This window comes from Hoyosella subflava DQS3-9A1 (genome assembly GCF_000214175.1).
In the GTDB taxonomy this organism is placed as follows: domain Bacteria; phylum Actinomycetota; class Actinomycetes; order Mycobacteriales; family Mycobacteriaceae; genus Hoyosella; species Hoyosella subflava.
The window spans coordinates 998678-1019498 of sequence record NC_015564.1 but is presented as its reverse complement, the minus strand read 5'-3'; the positions used below and the strand labels follow the sequence as shown (position 1 = coordinate 1019498).

The window sequence follows — 20821 nt, the reverse complement described above, 5'->3', positions numbered from 1 at the left end:
GCAAAATGGTGGATCCTGGCACTGGGACCGATACCAAAACTGAACCGCACGCGCTGATCGAACGGCGCGGCGGCACACTGATTGTCACCCTGAACCGGCCACACGCACGCAACGCCCTGACCGGTGAAATGCTGTCCATCATGACCGAAGCGTGGGACACCGTGGACTCGGATTCTGAGATCCGCTGCAGCATTCTCACGGGTGCAGGCGGTGCGTTTTGCGCAGGGGCGGACCTCAAAAACATGAGCCAGAACAATCCCGGCAAAGCGATGTCAGGTGGCGGCTGGGACCCCTCGGCCATTCCCGGACTCCTGAAAGGCCGCCGACTAACCAAACCCCTGATCGCGGCAGTCGAGGGCCCTGCCATCGCGGGGGGTACCGAGATCTTGCAGGGCACCGACATTCGCGTCGCCGGTCAAAGCGCGAAGTTCGGGATCTCCGAGGTGAAATGGAGCCTGTTTCCCATGGGCGGGTCCGCTGTGCGCCTCCCCCGCCAGATCCCCTACACCGTCGCAGCTGATCTGCTACTCACAGGCCGCCACATCACCGCGGCCGAGGCGAAAGAAATTGGACTGATTGGCCATGTCGTCCCTGATGGTTCAGCGCTCGAAAAAGCGCTCGAGATAGCCGATCAGATCTGCGCCAACGGGCCACTCGCCGTCCGCGCGATTCTCCAGACCATGCGCGAGACAGAGGCAATGCCAGAAGAAGAGGCATTCAAGATCGAGTCAAAGATCGGGGTCAAGGTCTTCCTCAGCGAAGATGCGAAGGAGGGGCCCCGGGCATTCACGGAAAAGCGTCGACCAGTCTTCCGGGGGCAGTGAGTGCAGTCGGCTTGCCCGATCCGGGTGTCAATCGGGAAGACGCACTGGGGTGAATTCTCGCAGCCCGAAGAAGGTGACAACGACAGCGCCGACTCCCGACAGCATCACAGCCATCACGGTCAGGCTTCCCACGACTGGAACCAGCGCGGCGAGCTGAGCCACCACGACGACCGTGACAATTCCCGCCACGACTGCCAGCTGCTGGTTCTTGATCGGCAGACGCCTGCCGACGCCCATCCCAATCGCCACCATCCCGTAGGCAAGCACGAGTAACCCGATCGCAAGGCCAAGCAGGCTGACGGGAAGCAGCACCAAAGTGAAGGCCATGAAGGCGAAGAGCGTGACTGACGTGAGTGCGAGCAGCAAACCAACGGTGAAGCTGATGACCGGGTGCCGCTCGATAGCCAGCCGCACATTGTCGAGGCTCCGCTGACCACGGCATACAAGCCACACTCCGGCTAGCGAGAGGATGATCGCAAGCAGGGCGATGGGAATGATCCGCTCCGCCAAAGACGGTTCCGCAGGCGCGATTTGAAAACTGCTGCGCTCTGCCACGCTGGCGGCTTCAGATACCAGAACTCGCCCGCCGATTTCCTGCAACGTACCGGCGATAGCGCCGCCGGCCCCCACGACAAGGCTGCCGCCCACCACCACAACATCTCCGTCAACAGTGCCAGTAATCAAGGTTTCGCCGCCCAGCACGTGGACCGGCCCCTCAATCGTGGCGTCAGGGGGCACAACCACATGTGCATCGCCGATGACCAGCCCGCCCTCCCGCGCTGCCATGGTGTGCTCGCCGCTGAGAACGACTTCAGTGGTCTGCACGCCGCCACCCGATGAAATCAAGAAAAGCGAAACTAGCAACAGTGGAATGATGTCGAGGTTCACGCCAAGCCTCCGCGTCGGTAGAGAGCGAGCAGTTTCTGGGCGTATAACCCCACAGGCAGCGCAAAGAGCAGGAACAGCGCTAGCGCATTGACGTAGTTCAGATGCTCCAGCAGAGAAACCTCTGCTTCGTCCGAGTAGAGCGCGAGCGCCGTACTCAAGAAGGTGGCAAGCCAGCCCGCGACCCCCACCCCGATCGCTGTACGCATCCCCAGGGTGGTGGGGGTTGAGTGGTCAGGCCACAAAGCGAAGTTGAGTGTTGTGTAGAAGCTGACGGCAAGGACGTAGAACATAGGCAGCACCAGAGGCGGAATGCTGTATTCGCCGCCGCGTAGATAGAACGTGTACAGCAGATGGGTAAACGCGAAAAGGCCGAAGACCCAGAGGAAAAGCCAGCGTTGTCCGAAGTTCGTGTAGAGAACACCAGCCGCGAACGCCCCCGCCACGTGTGTCACGGCAATGAACAGTCTCACGCTGAACTCCGGCGACTGCCATGACGCCGCCATGAGGCCCGGCGATTCGATAATGCGCAAGAACCCCAAGCTATCGATGAAGAATACGGTGAACATGAGGGCAACCAACGCCCAGAAAACGAGAGCCCGGTGACTGTTCGGAGCCCCCCGGCAGAACCGCCCAGGACCGAACTCCGCATGTTGCTTCGCAAGGCGATCGACGAAGCGGAACTTGTTCGACGAAACGACGGCAAGCACCAGGACAGCTGGAGCCATCCCTGCAGCAACGACGAGGGCGAACTCCTCGACACGCCAGTCAAACGGATACAGCGCGGCAGCGAAAAAGGCAAGCCCCGCAACAGTGGCCGCAACATAGCCACGGTCACGCACCGGGATCAGATCGCTCATCATGCTGAACATCACGGGAATCCCCACGCCAAGCGGCAGTGCGCAAATGAGCACCCACACGTGAAGCGCAGTCGGCGACTGTACGAGCGGAACGCACAGCGTGACAACGAGCTGGGCTGAGATCACCGCGAGCAAGAATCGGATCTTGACGTGCAGGTCAGCGCTCCACCCGCGGCGATCCAAGACGGCCCCGGTGATCAGGGCCGTTACGAGCGCGCACAGTGCGAGACCGGCCATCGCAACCGCCACCGCGCCCCGCGGCATTCCGACAATTCTCGTTCCCAGGTCGACGATGCCTAACTGGACAAAGGTGAGGTTGTAGTAGTACCCAGCAGCCAACGCGCTGACGTAGAACACGTAGCCAATGATTGGTGTCCATTCGCGATCGCGGACATAGCCGAAAAGTCGCATGGACTGCTGCTGGTCGCGGCTTCCCTGCGGGGGACCATTGCCGCGCGGGTTGAGAGCCATCGCGCGCTGCATGCCATCACAGTGACAGGCCCCATCCTGCCTGCCTCAGAGCCTAACGACCCGGACTAGGCCGCCGAAAGTCCTCAGCCACACGCATTGACTCCTGAGGTCTTTCGGCCGGGGACTTGGGGACTTAAGCCCATGCCCGCAGACATCGGGCGCGACGCACGCTTGAGAGGCAATCAGATAGCCGCTGCCCAGGGAGCCATCATGCCACCAGTCGCGCAGATCGACAGTTGCCATGCGAGGACACCTGCGGCATCAGCGCCACCCGCCGGGAATCGCGGACTCGCCGTGCTCATCGCGGTCACAATGCCAGTTCTGTTCGGTGTCGTTTCGGGGATTTTCACCCCACGGGGTCCGGTCACTACGGGTGAAGCATTGACAACGATGGCGCTCGCGCTGGCAATCGGCGTCATCGCCGGGGCAGCCGTTCGGTCCCGTTGGGCCATTGTGTTCGTCCCAGTCGTTTTCATCGCGGCGCTTGAGGTCACCCGGATGCCGATCACAGGGCCGACAGTCGACGCCGTTCGACTGGACACCCAGCTGGGATGGATAGCGTTCGTGACCGGCCGCGGGATTCACGGTCTCCTGGCGGTCGCACCCCTCATCCTTGGCGCGATCTTTGGCGCCGCCTACGCCCGCCGCCATAAGCGCGAACTTGCGGCGCCACGGCGGTTCACACAACGAATTGGGCTTTACAGCCGACGCACTCTGACGGCACTGCTCACCCTCACGCTGATTGCTCTCGCCCTGGGTGTTGCGCGGCCCGCGGGCACTGACCCGATCGTCGACGCGGACGGGACCGCACTGCCCGGCAGCATCGCGGAACTCACCACCGTGACGCTCGATGGCCGCGAACTCGGTGTCATGATCCGCGGACATGACGTCCGCAACCCAATCCTGATGTTCGTCGCTGGCGGGCCTGGCGGCTCCGAACTCGGGGCGATGCGGCGGCACCTGTCTGCGCTCGAACACGACTTCACTGTTGTCACTCTCGACCAGCGTGGCACCGGAAAGTCGTATGCAGAACTAGATCCGGCATCCACGCTCACTTTCGACCGTGGGGTGAGCGACGTCATCGACCTGGCCAGCTACCTTCGCGAGCGTTTCGGCACGGATTCGATATACCTCGTCGGCCAATCGTACGGGTCACTCGTCGGTGTGCGCGCGGCCCAACAGCGCCCAGACCTTTTCACGGCGTATATCGGCGTGGGTCAGATGGTCAGCCCGGCTGAGACCGACCAGATTACCTACCTCGACACTCTTGCCTGGGCCCGGGCCAGTGGGAACCGGGAAGTCATCGAGGAGCTCACCGCGATCGGCCCTCCACCCTACGAGCGGATGAGCGACTACGAGCCAGTGCTGACACATGAGACACCCGATGTGTATCCGTACGATCACAGCGTCAACTCCGAAGGCGCCGGACAGTTTTCGGAGAACCTCTTCGTGCGGGAGTACACGCTGCTGGAGCAGATTCACGCGCTCGGTGCATTTATGGACGTCGCCAGTATCTTGTACCCCCAACTACAGGAAATCGATCTGCGAGTCGATGCGCTGAAACTCGATATTCCGGTGTACTTGATGCAGGGCCGCTTCGAGGCTCGCGGCCGCGCCGAGTTGGCAGAGGAGTGGTTTGACATGGTGCAGGCGCCACACAAAGAGGTGCTCCTCTTCGACACGTCTGGGCATCGGCCACTTTTCGAGCAGCCTGAGGTTTTCCACGACGCGATGGTACGAATCGAAGGTCAGCGATAGTTCGCCCAACTAGAACGCGTTGCATATTCTTTCCAAAAGATAAGCACAGACTGTTGCCTATCGAACGAGAACGTGTTGCACTATCTCTGTGACGACTGATGTAGCACCGCTCAGCGCACCACTCAATATCGGATTCGACTACACCCGATCGCTCGGGCCTGTCCTGTCCCGATTCATGACTGCGCTCGCACAGCGGCAGATTCTCGGAATCAAGGGCAGCGATGGCCGAGTGCATGTGCCCCCCGTTGAATACGATCCCGTGACGGCCGAACCGCTCACCGAGTTCGTCGAAGTGGGTACCGAAGGAACAGTCCTTACCTGGTCCTGGTGCCCGAAGCCAGTCGAGGGTCAGCCAATCCAGCAACCCTTCGCCTGGGCGCTCATCCGGCTCGACGGTGCCGACGCCGGACTGCTCCACGCGGTGAACGTGCCGTCGCCCAGCGACATCCGTACCGGAATGCGCGTCCAAGTGCAGTGGGCGGAGGCACCCACCGGGCACATCCGGGACATCGCGTACTTCGTGCCCACTGATCCCGGAACCAGTGCAGCAGCGCCCCAAGCGCCGCCACCTCCAGAATCAAAACGTGATGACGAGGACCGGGTAACCACGATCATCACGCCGATCCAGCTCGCCTACGATCACACCGTCTCCGCGGAAGAAAGCCGCTACTTGCGTGCTCTCGCCGACGGCAAACTGATCGGACAGCGCTGCGCCGAGTGTGGCCAGGTGTACATCCCGCCGCGCGGTGCATGCCCCGTCGATGGTGTACCTACCACCACTGAAGTTGAGCTGCCCGATACTGGCATCGTCACCACGTTCTGCATAGTCAATGTGCCGTTCTTGGGGCAGCGCATAACACCGCCTTACGTGGTGGCGTATGTCCTTCTCGATGGCGCGGACATCGCATTTCTGCACCTGGTGCGTGGGTGTGATTCCGCCGACGTCCGCATGGGAATGCGCGTCCGCGCAGTGTGGCGCCCCAAAGCAGAATGGCAGACCTCCCTCAGCAACATCGACTACTTCACGCCGACCGGCGAGCGTGACGCTCCCATCGAGACCTTTGCGAGGCACCTATGAGAAACGCAGCTGTCGTTGGTTTCGCCCAATCCCCCAGTGTCCGCTCGACGCAAGGCACTACGAACGGCGTGGAGATGCTGGTTCCTGTACTTTCGGAGATTTTCGCGCAGACGGGGCTGACAAAAGCCGACATCGACTTCTGGTGCTCAGGTTCGTCCGATTACCTTGCAGGGCGAGCGTTCTCTTTCATCGCAGCGGTTGACGCTATCGGCGCTTTCCCGCCGATCAACGAATCACACGTCGAATGTGATGCGGCGTGGGCTGTCTATGAGGCATGGATCAAGATTCTCACCGGCGAGGCCGACACCGCGCTGGTGTATGGCTTCGGAAAATCGTCGGCGGGTGAGTTGCGCCGCGTGCTCAGTCTGCAACTCGACCCGTACACCGTCGCCCCGCTCTGGCCCGACTCCATCAGCCTCGCTGCGATGCAAGCCCGGCTGGGTCTCGAATCAGGACGGTGGACCGAGGATGACATGGCCGCGGTTGCCGCACGCAGTCTCGCAGATGCCACGAGCAATCCTCACGCGCAGCGCTCTGGCGCGCTAACTGACAATGCACCGCTGATAGCGGACCCGCTGCACTCATATGACGTCGCACCGATCTCAGACGGCGCTGCTGCACTGATCCTCACCACCGAGGAACGCGCCCGCGACCTCATCGAACGACCTGCAATCATCAGTGGGATCGATCATCGCATCGACTCCGCCGTGCTCGGCGCACGTGATCTCACTGATTCACCGTCCACCCGCACCGCCGCAGCAGCGGCAGGTGCCCGCGACATCGAGATCGCGGAATTACACGCGCCGTTCAGTCACCAGGAACTCATCCTGCGCGAGGCACTGGAACTCAGCGACGCCGTGCGGATCAACCCGTCTGGTGGACCACTCGCAGGCAACCCCATGTTCGCGGGCGGTCTCATTCGAATCGGTGAAGCTGCCAAACGCGTCCATTCAGGTGACGCGTCACGCGTACTCGCGCATGCCACGAGCGGTCCGCTCCTGCAACAGAACCTCGTCGCCGTCATGGAGGCACAATCATGAGCGCACGTCGAGCGGCAATACTCGGCACGGGACAAACGCACCACCGAACGAAACGCACCGACGTCTCGATGCCTGGTCTCATCCGTGAGGCTATCGACCGCGCGATGGCCGACGCTCACGTCGAGTGGAGAGATATCGACGCAGTCGTCATAGGCAAGGCACCGGACCTCTTTGAGGGCGTCATGATGCCGGAACTTTTCTTAGCCGATGCACTCGGCGCCGTAGGCAAGCCATTGCTTCGAGTGCACACGGCGGGCTCGGTCGGCGGTTCCACATCGATTGTCGCCGCGACCCAGGTGATGGCAGGAGTACACCGCCGAGTGCTCGCCGTGGCGTTCGAGAAGCAATCCGAGTCAAATGCGATGTGGGGGCTATCAATTGCACCGCCGTTCTCGATGCCGGTGGGCGCGGGCGCTGGCGGGTACTTCGCACCCCACGTGCGTGCCTACATTCAGCGGTCCGGCGCACCCGAGCACATCGGCGCGATGGTCGCAGTGAAGGATCGCCGAAACGGTGCCCTCAATCCGTACGCGCATCTGCGCCAGCCCGACATCACACTCGAGTCAGTTCAGGCATCCCAGATGCTGTGGGATCCAATCCGTTACGACGAAACCTGCCCTTCCTCTGACGGTGCGTGCGCGATGGTCATCGGTGACGAAGAGGCGGCCGCTGCTGTGGACGGAACCGTTGCGTGGATTCACGCAACCGCGATGCGCACCGAGCCGACCACCTTCGCAGGACGTGACCAAGTGAACCCACAGGCCGGGAAGGACGCTGCCGCCGCCCTGTGGCGCGCAGCCGGAATTGACGATCCGCTGCGCGAAGTCGATGCGGCTGAGATCTATGTTCCTTTCTCGTGGTTTGAGCCGATGTGGTTGGAGAACTTGGGATTCGCGCGTGACACACCCGGCTGGAAGCTCACCGAAGCAGGTGCGACTGAGCGCAGCGGAGAATTGCCCGTCAACCCATCAGGCGGAGTGTTGTGCTCCAACCCGATCGGTGCATCCGGCATGCTGCGCTTCGCCGAAGCCGCCAAACAAGTGATGGGACGCGCCGGGGACTACCAGATCGATGGCGCACGGAAAGCACTCGGCCACGCGTACGGCGGCGGATCACAGTACTTCGCGATGTGGCTGGTGGGAGCAGACAAGCCGGAATGATCCGGCCCTCCCGGCGAGGTGGTTTTACGGTTGTGTGCCAGCAACCGCCGGGGCGAGGAACTTCTCGAGCATGCCGCGTTCATCAGCGTCGTCCCGCCCTGGCATCGTTAGCAGCGAGACAATAATGCGCGTCGTCCACCGGGCCAGTTGTGCCCTTTCTTCGGCCGGGGCGATTGCTGCCGGCAGGAACGCGGCGGCCATCGCCTGAATCACCTCCGATGTCTGACTGATCTCGGCACTGAGAACCGCATCGATCGATCGGAACCAGGCGATCAGCAGCGGATCAGACCGGACCGCCCGCAGGGCCGTGAGCGTCCCCTCGACAAGCCGCTCCCCCGGATCCGCAATTTCGCTGACCTCATCGGCCACCACTGCACCGATCCGCCGGGCCTCGCGATGGACAAATGCGGTCCGTACAGCCTGGCGGTTGTCGAAGTAGCGGTACAACGTCGCTCTCGAGCACCCCGCTTCCTGGGCTATATCGGCCATTTGTGTGGCTGCAACACCACGCTCAGCGAAGAGTCGTGCTGCCGCGTCGAGGATTCGTTCAGCGGCATGTGCCGAACGTGCTGCTCCAAGCCAATCACCGCTCATGCTTCCGCCCGGAACGGCACGCTGGTGGGCCAGCGCACGTAGTTGCCTTCCGCGTAGCGGACGCCCTCGATGTCAATTGTGAAATTTGGGCAGCGGGCCAGCAGCTCTTCCAGTGCGATCTGGGCTTGCATACGCGCGGCTGCCGCCCCAAGGCAGTGATGGCTTCCCTGGCTGAAGGTGAGGATGTTCTTTGGCTTGCGTGTCACGTCAAGCTGGCCAGCGTCGGGGCCGAATGCTCGTTCGTCCCGGTTCGCTGATGCGTACAGCAGCAGCACCCGGCGCCCAGCAGGTATGGTCGCGCTCTCGTAAACGACGTCCCGCGTTGCTGTGCGCGCCAGTCCCTGCACCGGCGAGGTGAGCCGCAGGAACTCATTAGCGGAATCAGGGATGAGGTCCATGTCGTTGATGAGCCGGCGCCGCTCGTCCGGGAACATCTCCAGCAATTGCACCGCACCACCGAGATTCCCCGTCGTGGTGTCGTTTCCGCCGGAGATCATCGTGAACGCGAAGCCGAGAATCGACAGCATGCCAGCGACATCGCCCTTCTGGCCGAGACCCGATGCCACGAGGTGGGCGATCGTATCATCGCCCGGCTCAACGCGGCGGCGCTCGATCAGTGCTGTGCAGTACTGCATCATGTCGGCGATCGCAGCCTCGGCGGCGGTGTTCTCGCCTGTAGCGGTTGCACCGACTATCGCATGCGTCCATTCGTCGAACTGCGGTCTATCCTCTTCCGGCACGCCCAGGTAATGGGCAACAACCATGGTCGGAAGAGGTTTAAACAATTCCGCAGCAATATCGCCTTCTCCGGCGGATCGCAGTCGCTCAATACGTTCGACGACGAAGTTCCGTACAGCCGGCGCAATCGTCTGTACCTGCCGAGGAGTGAACCCCCGCGCTACCCGGCGGCGAAACACGGTGTGGTCGGGCGGGTCGGTGAACACGAACGGCCGATGCTCGCCGAGACCGAGTTTGTCGAGATCGCCATACTGGACCGTGATCCCCTCCGCCGACGAGAAGGTCGACGTATCGCGCGCGGCGGCGTAGACGTCGACGAAACGGGAAAGGACGTAGTAGTCGATATCTTCGCGGCCTTCGCGTCCCTCTGGAACGACGTGGTGTATCGGGTCGTGATCGCGGAGCGCCGCGTACATCGGCCAGGGATCTCGCCACGATTCTCCCGACCTCAGGTCGAAGCGAACTGGATGAGACATATGCTGACTCATGTCTCAAATGTAGAACATTGCGATCTGCTTGTCTAGAACATGTTTCATGCACTGATTCATCCGCTTTGTAAGCCACCCCGCCTTCCCTGAGTCGTTTGACCCTCCCTCCCGCACGGACACCGTTCGCGATGACGGCAATTTCAGCAAGTTCATGGACGAGTACTACGGCGGCGAGTCCGAGCACCCCAGATAATGCAAGCGGGATCAGCACCGTGATCAACCCGAGCGAGATCCCTACGTTTTGCAGCATTATCTTTCGCGCACGACGCGCGTGCGCGAAAACCTGCGGAAGGTGCCGCAGGTCATCACCCATGAGAGCAACATCAGCGGTCTCGATCGCTACGTCAGTACCCATGGCGCCCATCGCGATCCCTAGATCAGCAGTGGCGAGTGCAGGTGCGTCGTTGACGCCGTCACCAACCATCGCGGTCGTCCTCTTCTGACGAAGCTGTCTGACGAGGCGCGCTTTGTCCTCGGGGCGGAGTTCCGCGTGCACGGTACCGATGCCCGCGGCCTCAGCGAGGGCAGTTGCCGTCGCGCGGTTGTCACCAGTGAGCATCGCGACGTGGTAGCCGTCCCGATGCAACTGTGTCACCGCCTCGGCAGCCTCGGGGCGAAGCTCGTCACGCACCGCGATTGCCCCGATGAGGCGGCCGTTGTCTTCGACCAGTACCGATGTCGCACCGGCACGCTGCATTTCGGCAACGCGGACCGCGAGGCCTTCCGCATTAAGCCAGCCGGGACGGCCGAGCCGGATTGTCCGTCCGCCCAGCTGCCCGGTGAGTCCCGCCCCGGCGGCGGCTTCCACCTGGGAGGCAGGCGCGACGTCGTCGACCTCAGCGAGGATGGCGCGGGCAAGCGGGTGTTCACTCCGCGCTTCGAGCGCCGCGGCCACGCGAAGCACCTGGTCACGAGTAGCGCCGTTGGTGGTGACGACATCGACGACGGACGGCTCGTTGATCGTGAGCGTGCCCGTCTTGTCCAGCGCGACACCGCGCACCCTCCCAAGAGCTTCGAGCGCCGCACCACCCTTGATGAGGACTCCGAACTTGCTGGCCCTGCCGACTGCGGACACCACGGTGACGGGCACTGATATCGCCAGCGCACACGGTGAGGCCGCGACGAGCACAACGAGGGCGCGCTCGGTCCACACCAGTGGGTCGCCAAGAAGACTGCCGATGGCTGCGATCATCGCCGCAGCCATCATGATGCCAGGAACAAGCGGCCTCGCGATGCGGTCCGTGAGCCGCTGAGCTGAACCTCTGCGGCCCTGCTCCGCCTCGACAATTCGCACTATGCGTGCGAGTGAGTTGTTTTCCGCAGTGGTCGTCACTTCTATCTCGAGAACACCAAGGCCGTTGATCGATCCGGCGAAAACTTCGTGGTCCGGACCCGCTTCGACGGGAAGAGATTCCCCCGTGATCGCCGAGAGGTCAAGACTGGTGCGGCCGTCGCGGACGATCCCGTCTGTAGCGATTCGCTCGCCAGGCCTCACCACCATCAGGTCACCGATCCGAAGTTCTGCGGCGGGTACCTCGACTTCCGTCCCGTCGCGCTGGACCGTCGCTTGTGCCGGAACGAGTGTGAGAAGCGCTCGTAACCCCCGGCGAGTCCGGGCCAGTGAGTAGGCTTCTAACCCTTCGGCGATCGCGAAGAGAAAGGCGAGCATCGCAGCCTCGCCCACCTCACCCAGCATGACCGCGCCGACGGCGGCGATGGTCATCAGAGTGCCGACTCCGATGGCGCCTTTCGCCAGCCGTCGCAACGTCGACGGAATGAAAGTGGCCCCGGCGATAATCAGCGCCGCGGCTTCGAGAAGAAGCCGCGCCGGATGCGGCGTGCCCGCCCAACTCGCGACAAACGAAGCAGCGAGGAACAGGCCTGCAACCGTGGCGGCGCGAAACTCAACGACGTGCCACAACCTCAGCGGCGCGGTCTCTTCCCGCGCACTTCCCGCTGACTCAGCGTGACCACAGCCACACGCGTCACTCATGCGGGCGGGGCTCTCCGTAGTTCGGGCAGAGCGCCACCGCGTTTCCCGTAGCGGCCAGCAGCGTCTCAGCAGAGGCCAACAGATCGATCAGCTCACGCCGGGCAAGGCGGTAGAAGATTTGCCTTCCCTCTGGTCGCCCCGCAACAAGCTGGCAATCGCGCAAGCAGGCCACGTGCGCCGAAACGGTCGATTGAGCCAGGCCTAGCTCACCTACTAGATCCGCAACCCTCGCTTCACCGCGTGCGAGGCGCAGCACGATTGCGAGCCGGGTGGCATCCGAGAGGCTGTGGAACAAGGAGGCGGCCGAACCGAGTTCCCCACCGTCTATGCGCGAATCACTGCGTCCGCGTATTGGAGAATTAATCGCCACATACCGATACTATCGCTTAATTACGATGATATCGACGCTCGAATCGAGAGGCAGCCTGCTCACCGCTTCTGCATCTCCTGCGCTATCTGCTCGGCGAGCCAGGCCCGCTGCTTGCGCAACCGGTAGCGGTTCTCGATTAACAGCGCCTTCGCGGTAGCGGCGCACATCAGCAGCATCACGATGCTGAACGGCAGCGCGAGCAGGATCGCCATAGTTTGCAATGCGGAGAGCGGATCGGCTCCAGAGACGGATGCACCAGCGACCAGCAGCGCCGCGGCGATAGCCCCCTCCAGGACCGCCCAGAAGGCGCGGGCCCAGATCGGAGGATTCGGATTACCTCCAGATGAGAGCATGGCGACGACCAGCGAGCCAGAGTCGGAGCTGGTAACGAAGAAGATCACGACAAGCAGAATCGCGACGACGCTCAGCAGGACTGCGAGAGTTGGCGCTACGCCGTCGATTAGCTGGAACAATGCCGTTGGCGCGGACACTGAACCGTCCTCGGCGATCAGACCACCACTCCCTAAGACCTCCTGGTATAGCGCTGTTCCGCCCATCACTGAGAACCACAGGAAGGTGACGAGAGTCGGCACCAGGAGCACGCCGACGATGAACTCGCGGATCGTGCGCCCCTTGGAGATCCGGGCGATGAAGACGCCCACGAATGGCGCCCAGCTCATCCACCAGCCCCAGTAGAAGGTCGTCCATCCCCCGAGCCACTGTTTACCGTCCTCCTCGAACGGCATGCCGTTGAATGAGAGCCGGAAGAAGTCCTGGACGTAGGAGCCGACCTGCGTGGTCAGGTCGCTGAGAATGAATACCGTCGGGCCGAGCACCAGGATGGCCCCCACAAGGCCAATTGCCAAGAAGAGGTTGATGTTCGACAGCCATTTAATGCCCTTGTCGATACCGGTGACCACGGACACCACCGCGATCGCGGTGATGCCAATGATCAGCACAACCAGCAGCCAGGTGGAGGGCTGATCGATCACCTCGAGGTAGCCGAGGCCGGCCCCGATCTGACTGACCCCGAGGCCAAGCGAAGTGGCGATACCGAATAGCGTGCCGAGAACGGCGATCACATCGATGACGTCGCCCCAGAAGCCTTGCACCCGATCACCCAGGAGCGGCCGCAGCGTCCACCGCAGCGAGATGGGGTTGCCGAGGCGGTGAACCGAGTAAGCGACCGCCAAGCCCACCACCGCGTAAATTGCCCAGGCGTGCAAGCCCCAGTGCAGAAACGTGACGTTCATGGCGGTCCGGGCCCGTTCCGCGGCGTCGGCGCCCGGCATACCAGGTGGGGTGGCCGCGAAGTGACTGAGCGGCTCGGCGACGCCCCAAAAGACCAGACCTATCCCCATGCCAGCGGCGAACAGCATCGCGAACCAGGACCCGCGGGAGAACTCCGGCTGGTCGCCGTCCTTTCCCAGGACGATGTTGCCCATGTGAGAAGCGGCGATCCAGATGCAGAAAAAGATGAAGGCAGCGACGACGGCGATATACCACCAGGCGAGGTCCTGGACCACGCTGGTGTTGGCCTGGCCTATGAGGTCGCCCACCTGATGGGGAAAGATCGCGGTGATCGCGACAAAAACCACCAGGATGCCCGCAGCGGGATAATAGACGCGCGGTGCAGGAATCAGCTTTCCGGTCGGCGGAGGCGGCGATGGGGCCTTCAAAAAGTCCGGTTCGGAGGATGGCGGTGACTGAGTGCTGTGAATCCGTCCGTCGTAGGTTCCGGACCAGCGTTCTAACTGGTCCAGCCGCGGCGGTTTCTCAGGGGTGGTCGTCACAGCGAAGAGTCCCTTCATTGGTGTTCACATGCTCGGGCTCTTCGACCGTATGAGTTTGTTGCGTACATCGCAACAAAATGCGCCAGTTGAAACAAACGCGTCTTAGGGCTTTAACATCAGGACACCACCGACTCATCACTGACGGTGCGGGCCGCTTTCTCGAGCCAGCCCAATCGATGGCTGATGCGGCTGCCAGCCAGCCTTAAATCCGCCTCCGCACCCTTGATCCAGTCCGTGTCGAAGCGGAAGGCCGGACCGGACGCACTCAATGCTCCGACAACATCGCCAGTGTGATCCCGGACCGGCACAGCCGCGGCGTTGAGACCAGCTTCCAGCTCCTCGAATGCGGTGGCGAAACCCGTCTCCCGAACCTCCGCGAGCTCGTCGAGAAGAGCCCGCCGCGACGTCACCGTGTGCTTGGTGAGGGGCGGGAGGCCCGCCTTGTCGATGATCGAGTCGCGCTGCTCATCGGGCATATAGGCAAGCAGAATCTTTCCGCTGGAGGTCGCATGCAGGGGCGTCAGCTGGCCGACCCAGTTCTGACTTGCCACTGCCGCGGAGCTGCGCGCCTGCTGCACATTGACCGCGTAGTGCTCGCGAACCACGGCGAGGTTGATCGTTTCGCCAAGGTGCGTAGCGAGCCCCTCGACAATGGGCTGCGACTGGCGAACCATGTCGATGCGAGTCGGGATTGCGCTTGCAAGCCGAAGGACTCCAAAGGCGAGCCGGTACTTGCCCCGCTCCGCGCTCTGCTCGACGAAGTCGCGCTCCTCCAAGGCCGCGAGAAGCCGGAAGGCTGTCGATTTGTGCACGCCGATCTCCGCGGCGACGTCACTCACTCCCGCCTCACCTTCGCGTGCGAGGATCTCGAGAATTGAGATTGCCCGGTCGACTGACTGCACCCCGCCCGGGCTGTCAGATCCGCGCTTACCCGGCCGGTCACTGGATTTCTGCGCCTCGTTGCCCATGACGCAACCGTACCTGTCGTACTTGCCCAAGCGGGGGCCTCGGAAAGTGAATTGTGATCTCCATCGGTACATCCTCTTGACAGCAGGCGTCGCGGCTCAGCAGACTGTTGCGCATCACGCTTTCTGTTGTGTTATGCGCACCAAGGTGGAGGAAAATGATCCGAATTTGTCCCCTCTCCGCACTTCCACCTGGAGAGGCTCTCCGTGTCCACGCGGCGCAAGACGCCGAACCCCATCCGCCCATCGCGGTGTTCCACACCGAAGAGGGCGAAATCTTCGCCGTCGACGACACTTGCACCCATCAGGACGCATCCCTGGCTGACGGATGGCTCGAAGGGTGCGAGATCGAATGCCCGCTGCACGAGTCAAAATTCAACCTGCGCACCGGTCAGGTCGATTCGCCTCCAGCCAAGCTGCCGATCAGGACGCACACAGTGCACATCGAAGACGACCACATCTGTGTCGAAATGTCGGACGCGCAGCCCAATCTCCCTCCTGGTGTCAAGTTCGGAGTGGAGTCATGAAATCCATCACCGTGGTCGGCGCCTCCCTAGCAGGCCTCTACGCGGCGCAGGCGCTGCGACAGCAGGGCTTTGACGGCGAGCTCACAATCATCGGTGATGAGCTGCGCAGGCCCTATGACAGGCCACCTCTGTCAAAGGACTTTCTGATCGGCAAGATCGACACAGATGTCCTGAGCCTGGAGGCTGCCGATGAAGATCTGTACGCACGCTGGCTTCTCGGTTCCCCAGCGGTGTCGCTGGACACAGCCAGCCGGGCGGTCGTCCTCGCCGATGGCACCCGGGTTGCCAGCGACGGAATAGTCCTTGCCACCGGGGCGCGAGCGCGAAAGCTGCCCGGATCCGCGGCGATGGCTGGCGTGCACGTGCTGCGCACGATCGACGACGCGCTCGCGCTCCGTACCGAGTTGTTGCCAGGCGCACGCCTCGTCGTGATCGGTGCGGGGTTCATTGGCGGTGAGGTCGCGGCCACGGCTAAGAAGCTTGGCCTTGATGTGACGATCGTTGAGGCGATGGCTACACCGCTCGCCGGCCCGCTTGGCGCGATGATGGGCACCGCCGTCTGCGGACTGCACAGTGCAAACGGGGTTGCCTTACGGTGTGGCGTCGGGGTGCGCCGACTCACGGGTAGCGACCGCGTCGAGAGTGTCGAACTCGTCGACGGCACAGTGCTTCCCGCTGACGTGGTCGTCGTTGGAATCGGGGCGATTCCCAACACCGAATGGCTCACAGGTTCCGGAGTGGCCCTCGGTAATGGGGTGGAGTGTGATCACCAGGGCCGAACCAACGTCCCTGGAATCATCGCAGTCGGCGACTGCGCCGCATGGCATGACTTCAGACTCGGACGTGCGCACCGCGTCGAGCACTGGACAGGTGCGATGGAGCGGCCAGCGATCGCCGTCGCGGCGCTCCTTCGAGGCGGTGGGCATGGTGAAAACCACGAAGAGGATCGTCACGCCTGCATTCCCTATTTCTGGTCGGATCAGCACGGCGTGCGAATTCAGTTCGCCGGCCACGCTGCCGAAGCAGATTCTGTGACGATCGAGGACGGATCGCCCGAGAATTTCTGTTTCCTCGCCGTGTACCGCCGTGGCGAAACCCCGGTCGCCGTCTTGGGCATGAACCAGTCACGCGCATTCGGCCGATGGCGCCGGCAACTCCGCGCTGTACACAGTGCGACGCTGCAATCCCTCCCTCCAGTCTTGGAAAGGTAATCCGGTGACTATCGCTACGAGGATCGACGGACGCAAGGTCGCGGCACACGTCAAGACAGAGCTAGCAGTGCGAGTCGCCGCTCTGCATGCCCGGGGCATTCGGCCCGGGCTCGGCACCGTTCTCGTAGGCGACGACCCGGGGAGCCACTCGTATGTCGCCGGCAAGCACCGGGACTGCGCTGAGGTCGGCATCGAGTCGATACGAGTCGAGCTCCCCGCAACGGCAACTTCAGCCGAGATCGAACTGGCAGTACGGCGCCTCAATAGTGACCCGGCATGTACCGGGTTCATCGTCCAGCTTCCGTTGCCTGCCCATGTCGATACACACAAGATCCTTCAGCTCGTCGACCCCGAGAAGGATGCCGATGGGCTGCATCCAACCAACCTCGGCAAGCTGGTGCTCGGAATCCCCGGCCCGCTGCCGTGCACCCCCCGCGGGATCATCGAGCTCCTCCGCCAGCATGACGTCGAGATCACAGGCCAGAGGTTCTGCGTGATCGGCTGCGGGCTCACCGTAGGCAGACCACTCGGACTCATCCTCACGCGACCGACTGAGCACGCCACCGTGACGCTGTGTCATGAGGCGACCGTTGACATTGCCGCCCATACCCGCGCGTCAGACGTCGTCGTCGCGGCTGCTGGCGTCGCTCACCTAGTCAAGCCGGACTGGATCCGTCCCGGCGCTACGGTGCTCTCAGTCGGTGTCACTCGCACCATCGAGGGCATTCTTGGAGATGTCCACCCCGAGGTGAATTCAGTCGCAGGCAAGGTTAGCCCAGCTACCGGCGGCGTGGGGCCAATGACGCGAGCCATGCTATTGACGAACATCGTCGAAATTGCGGAACGGAACCGGCCCATCGTAGCTGCCGAGGTCGCGCCCGCGATCGAAACACCCCACGGCGAGGTCGAGGTGCCCGTATGACAGTTTTCGACACAGTCGAGGCAACGCGACGTCCCATCAAATCCACTGGTATGAGCCGGTGCGTCGTCCTCGGTATCCTCAATGTGACGCCCGATTCGTTCTCCGACGGTGGCAAATTCGACAAAGTCAGCACTGCGATCGAGCGCGGTATTGAACTGGCGCGTCAGGGTGCCGACATTATTGATGTCGGGGGCGAATCCACGCGGCCAGGCGCTTCGCGGGTGGATGAGCCCGAGGAGCTTCGCCGGGTGATCCCCGTGATCCGCGCGCTGAGCGAGTCAGGCGTGAAGGTATCAGTGGACACGATGCGCGCGACGGTTGCCGCTCGGGCGCTCGATGCGGGAGCCGTCCTGGTCAACGACGTCTCTGGCGGGCTCGCCGACTCGGCGATGCTGCCCTTTCTTGCGGGATCGAACGTCCCATGTGTCCTGATGCATTGGCGTGCCCATGCTGCGGTTATGCAGCGCTACGCGGTTTACGACTCAGTAGTCCAGGATGTGTGTTTCGAGCTAGCGAGGCGTGCCGATCAAGCGCTGGCTGCAGGCGTCGACGGCGATAACATCGTCCTCGATCCGGGCCTTGGGTTTGCGAAAACTGCTGATCAGAGCTGGTCCCTGCTTGCCGCCCTCCCGACGCTGCGTGGGCTCGGGTTCCCAATCCTCGTTGGCGCTTCACGTAAGCGATTCCTTTCGGAATGCGTTGATTACGGAACCCTCAAACGGGAGAATCCGGCCGACCGCGACGACGCTTCCAGCGCTGTCGCGGCAGTTGCAGCCGCGTCCGGCGCTTGGGGGGTCCGTGTGCATGACACGGCAGCGGCCGCCGCCGCTGTTCGCGTTGCGCGGCGTCTTCGCACAGCCGGAGCGGGTGGCTTGTGACGCGCCAGCAGGCCCGCACCGAAGTACTCGTAAGCCTGCTCACCCGAGTCCGATACGAGGTTCTGCCAACCGAAAAGGTCTTGGACGAGGTGTACGCCACCTTGCCTCCTGGAGCGACTGTCACGGTTACCGCGTCGCCGGCGAAAGGGCAGCAGGCGACGCTTCACATTGCCGAGCGGCTCGCCGCGCTTGGTTTCGACGTGGTGCCCCACCTCGCGGCGCGGATGATTTCAGGCCCGGGAGAGCTTGCCGAGATCACCAGTCGCCTGCAATCCGCAAGGATCACAAAGGTATTCGTGCCCGCCGGTGACGACGACACACAGGGCCGGGCCTACAGCAGCGCGCTGGAACTGCTGGAGGATTTATCGAACATGGGCAATCCATTTTCTGAGGTCGGGATAACCGGCTATCCAGAGTCGCACCCTCACATCCACGATGATCTGACGATTCAGGCCATGTGGGACAAACGGCAACACGCAACGCAGATCGTCAGCAACCTCACGTTCGATCCGGGTGTGCTGTCGGACTGGGTGACCCGTGTACGCGCGCGCAACGTGAACCTTCCAATCTTCGTGGGCTTGCCGGGCCCAGTTGAGCGCACGAAACTCCTGCGAATGGCAGCGAAAATCGGCGTCGGTGAATCAGCTCGCTTCCTCGCGAAAAACGGCGGGCTGTTTGCGCGTATCGCAACTCCCGGTGGCTACGATCCGGCCCGCTTTCTCGGACGGGCTGCGACGGCGCTCGGCCGCAACGGGATGAACATCGCTGGTCTCCATCTCTTTACCTTCAATCAGGTTGCCGAAACTGAAGCGTGGCGCACGGCCCAATTGGCGCGCTTACTCGGCCACCGCAAGTCGTATGGGCACATTCAGGCAACCGAACTCCCACTTGCGGGGACGCCGTGAACCCGCGTCGTGCATCGAACCGAGTTCACTCGCTGAGCCGGGTCGAAGAACAACTCCTCGCACGCTGGCCCGAGCGCAAGATCGAACCTTCGCTGGACCGCATCACCAGCGTCATGGCGTTGCTTGGCGATCCCCAGCGAACCTATCGAAGCGTTCATCTGACCGGGACCAACGGCAAAACGAGTACGGCGCGAATGATCGAGGCGCTCCTTGCTGAATCGGGAGAACGAACGGGGCGGCTCACAAGCCCTCATCTGACGAGCATCAGGGAACGCATAAGCATCGTTGAAGACGCCATCAGCGTGCCCGCGTTCCTTTCCGCTTACGCCACCGTCGCGGATGAGGCTCAGCGTGTTGACGCGACAATGCAGCATCCGCTGTCGTTCTTCGAGATGACTGTGGCAATGGCCTACCACGCGTTCAGGGCGGCCGCGATCGATGTCGCCGTTGTCGAAGTCGGCATGGGAGGGCGGTGGGACGCGACCAACGTCATTGACTCCGATGTCGCAGTGATTCTCCCAATCGACCTCGACCACACCGACATTCTGGGATCAACAACGACGGCGATCGCCCAGGAGAAGGGAGGCATCATCAAGCCGGGTTCGGTAGCCGTCAGCGCCCGGCAGCGTGCGGACGTGGCCAACGTACTGCAGGCGCGTGCTCGTTCGGTGAGTGCTCGGCTCCTCGTTGAGGGCGACGATTTCGCCTTGCTGCAGCGCAAGGCTGTGGAGGACGGCCAAGTCTTTTCGGCGCGGGGGCTGTACGGGACATACGCTGACCTCCTGCTCACCCTGCGCGGACGTCACCAGGCCGAGAACGCGGCCTGCGCGATCGTGGCAGCCGAGTCAATACTCGGCCGAGAACTTGCCTCAGAAGCTGTGGAAGCTGGTCTTGCGCGCGTGACCTCCCCAGGCCGGTTCGACTTCTATCCCGGCACGCCTCCGGTGATTCTGGACGCCGCGCACAACCCACATGGTGCACGCGCACTGGCCGAATCGCTCGCCGAGCTCTCGCCGTGCCGCACTTTTGGGGTCGTAGCGGCGATGGCCGACAAAAACGTCGACGGCATGCTCCGAGAACTCGAGCCCGTCATCGACGTCGTCGTCTGTACCCGCAACTCGAGTCCGCGAAGCCTTACCGCGGCAGAGCTCGCCTGGTATGCACGGCAGGTGTTCGGTGCACAACGAATCCATGTCGCCCGCAATGTGGCGGCAGCAATCGACGTGGCTGCCGGGTTTGCCGCACCCATGCTTGAGCGGCCGTGTGACGCCCTCGTCCTCGTCACCGGATCGGTTGTGACTGTGGGTGATGCGACGAGATTCCTCAGCCGCACCCGGCCAACCAAACTCGGTTAATGGGCA

Annotated in this window: 18 protein-coding genes and 1 pseudogene; 11 read left to right on the top strand and 8 right to left on the bottom strand. The window is 62.7% G+C overall.

Features of this window, described 5'->3' with window-relative positions; translation table 11 throughout:
- Positions 1–5: 5 nt before the first annotated feature.
- Positions 6–824: a crotonase/enoyl-CoA hydratase family protein gene (locus AS9A_RS04795; protein WP_013805791.1), complete on the top strand. Its 819-nt coding sequence runs from the start codon at positions 6–8 to the stop codon at positions 822–824.
- A gap of 27 nt (positions 825–851) precedes the next feature.
- Here AS9A_RS04795 and AS9A_RS04790 read toward each other — a convergent pair whose 3' ends face one another.
- The gene (locus AS9A_RS04790) at positions 852–1712 is read right to left on the bottom strand and encodes a hypothetical protein (protein WP_013805790.1); all 861 of its coding nucleotides are present in this window, start codon (positions 1710–1712) and stop codon (positions 852–854) included.
- On the bottom strand, positions 1709–3052 hold the full coding sequence (locus AS9A_RS04785; protein WP_013805789.1) for a hypothetical protein: 1344 nt from the start codon (positions 3050–3052) through the stop codon (positions 1709–1711). The genes AS9A_RS04790 and AS9A_RS04785 overlap by 4 nt, the downstream gene beginning before the upstream one ends.
- Positions 3053–3250: 198 nt before the next feature.
- Between AS9A_RS04785 and AS9A_RS04780 the strand changes: the two genes are divergently transcribed.
- The 4 genes from AS9A_RS04780 (at position 3251) to AS9A_RS04765 (ending at position 8076) form a co-directional block, all read left to right on the top strand.
- On the top strand, positions 3251–4798 hold the full coding sequence (locus AS9A_RS04780) for an alpha/beta fold hydrolase (protein WP_013805788.1): 1548 nt from the start codon (positions 3251–3253) through the stop codon (positions 4796–4798).
- 88 nt (positions 4799–4886) lie between these two features.
- A complete protein-coding gene (locus AS9A_RS04775) occupies positions 4887–5876 on the top strand; it encodes a Zn-ribbon domain-containing OB-fold protein (protein WP_013805787.1) in 990 nt (329 codons plus the stop codon).
- Entirely contained in the window at positions 5873–6916 is a 1044-nt protein-coding gene (locus tag AS9A_RS04770; RefSeq protein WP_041450874.1) for a thiolase domain-containing protein, read from the top strand. The genes AS9A_RS04775 and AS9A_RS04770 overlap by 4 nt, the downstream gene beginning before the upstream one ends.
- Positions 6913–8076, top strand: a complete 1164-nt coding sequence (locus AS9A_RS04765) for a thiolase domain-containing protein (protein WP_013805785.1) — start codon at positions 6913–6915, stop codon at positions 8074–8076. The genes AS9A_RS04770 and AS9A_RS04765 overlap by 4 nt, the downstream gene beginning before the upstream one ends.
- Before the next feature lie 24 nt (positions 8077–8100).
- Here AS9A_RS04765 and AS9A_RS04760 read toward each other — a convergent pair whose 3' ends face one another.
- The 6 genes and pseudogenes from AS9A_RS04760 to AS9A_RS04735 form a co-directional block, all read right to left on the bottom strand.
- A complete protein-coding gene (locus tag AS9A_RS04760; protein ID WP_013805784.1) occupies positions 8101–8670 on the bottom strand; it encodes a TetR/AcrR family transcriptional regulator in 570 nt (189 codons plus the stop codon).
- Positions 8667–9896 carry a cytochrome P450 gene (locus tag AS9A_RS23790; protein ID WP_041450873.1) on the bottom strand — a complete coding sequence of 410 codons (1230 nt, stop codon included), beginning with the start codon at positions 9894–9896 and terminating at the stop codon, positions 8667–8669. The genes AS9A_RS04760 and AS9A_RS23790 overlap by 4 nt, the downstream gene beginning before the upstream one ends.
- Before the next feature lie 106 nt (positions 9897–10002).
- Positions 10003–11889, bottom strand: a pseudogene (locus AS9A_RS04750) (heavy metal translocating P-type ATPase); the annotation flags it as partial.
- Positions 11882–12253, bottom strand: a complete 372-nt coding sequence (locus tag AS9A_RS04745) for an ArsR/SmtB family transcription factor (RefSeq protein WP_083826649.1) — start codon at positions 12251–12253, stop codon at positions 11882–11884. The gene AS9A_RS04745 and the pseudogene AS9A_RS04750, both read right to left, overlap by 8 nt.
- A gap of 65 nt (positions 12254–12318) precedes the next feature.
- Positions 12319–14052 (bottom strand): BCCT family transporter, encoded by a 1734-nt coding sequence (locus AS9A_RS04740; RefSeq protein ID WP_202798187.1) that lies wholly within the window; start codon positions 14050–14052, stop codon positions 12319–12321.
- Between the two features lie 116 nt (positions 14053–14168).
- Positions 14169–15020 carry an IclR family transcriptional regulator gene (locus tag AS9A_RS04735; RefSeq protein WP_013805779.1) on the bottom strand — a complete coding sequence of 284 codons (852 nt, stop codon included), beginning with the start codon at positions 15018–15020 and terminating at the stop codon, positions 14169–14171.
- 155 nt (positions 15021–15175) lie between these two features.
- Between AS9A_RS04735 and AS9A_RS04730 the strand changes: the two genes are divergently transcribed.
- Genes AS9A_RS04730 through AS9A_RS04705 form a run of 6 tightly spaced genes read left to right on the top strand, consistent with a single transcriptional unit; the run spans position 15176 to position 20815 of the window.
- Positions 15176–15544, top strand: coding sequence for a bifunctional 3-phenylpropionate/cinnamic acid dioxygenase ferredoxin subunit (locus AS9A_RS04730; RefSeq protein WP_041450871.1), 369 nt, complete (start codon positions 15176–15178; stop codon positions 15542–15544).
- Entirely contained in the window at positions 15541–16755 is a 1215-nt protein-coding gene (locus AS9A_RS04725; RefSeq protein WP_013805777.1) for an NAD(P)/FAD-dependent oxidoreductase, read from the top strand. The genes AS9A_RS04730 and AS9A_RS04725 overlap by 4 nt, the downstream gene beginning before the upstream one ends.
- A gap of 4 nt (positions 16756–16759) precedes the next feature.
- Entirely contained in the window at positions 16760–17677 is a 918-nt protein-coding gene (locus AS9A_RS04720; RefSeq protein ID WP_013805776.1) for a bifunctional methylenetetrahydrofolate dehydrogenase/methenyltetrahydrofolate cyclohydrolase, read from the top strand.
- Positions 17674–18555 (top strand): dihydropteroate synthase, encoded by an 882-nt coding sequence (gene folP / locus AS9A_RS04715; RefSeq protein ID WP_013805775.1) that lies wholly within the window; start codon positions 17674–17676, stop codon positions 18553–18555. The genes AS9A_RS04720 and folP overlap by 4 nt, the downstream gene beginning before the upstream one ends.
- The gene (locus tag AS9A_RS04710; RefSeq protein ID WP_013805774.1) at positions 18552–19460 is read left to right on the top strand and encodes a methylenetetrahydrofolate reductase; all 909 of its coding nucleotides are present in this window, start codon (positions 18552–18554) and stop codon (positions 19458–19460) included. Before folP ends, AS9A_RS04710 begins: the two co-directional genes overlap by 4 nt.
- Entirely contained in the window at positions 19457–20815 is a 1359-nt protein-coding gene (locus AS9A_RS04705) for a bifunctional folylpolyglutamate synthase/dihydrofolate synthase (protein ID WP_013805773.1), read from the top strand. Before AS9A_RS04710 ends, AS9A_RS04705 begins: the two co-directional genes overlap by 4 nt.
- The last annotated feature ends 6 nt before the right edge of the window (positions 20816–20821 follow it).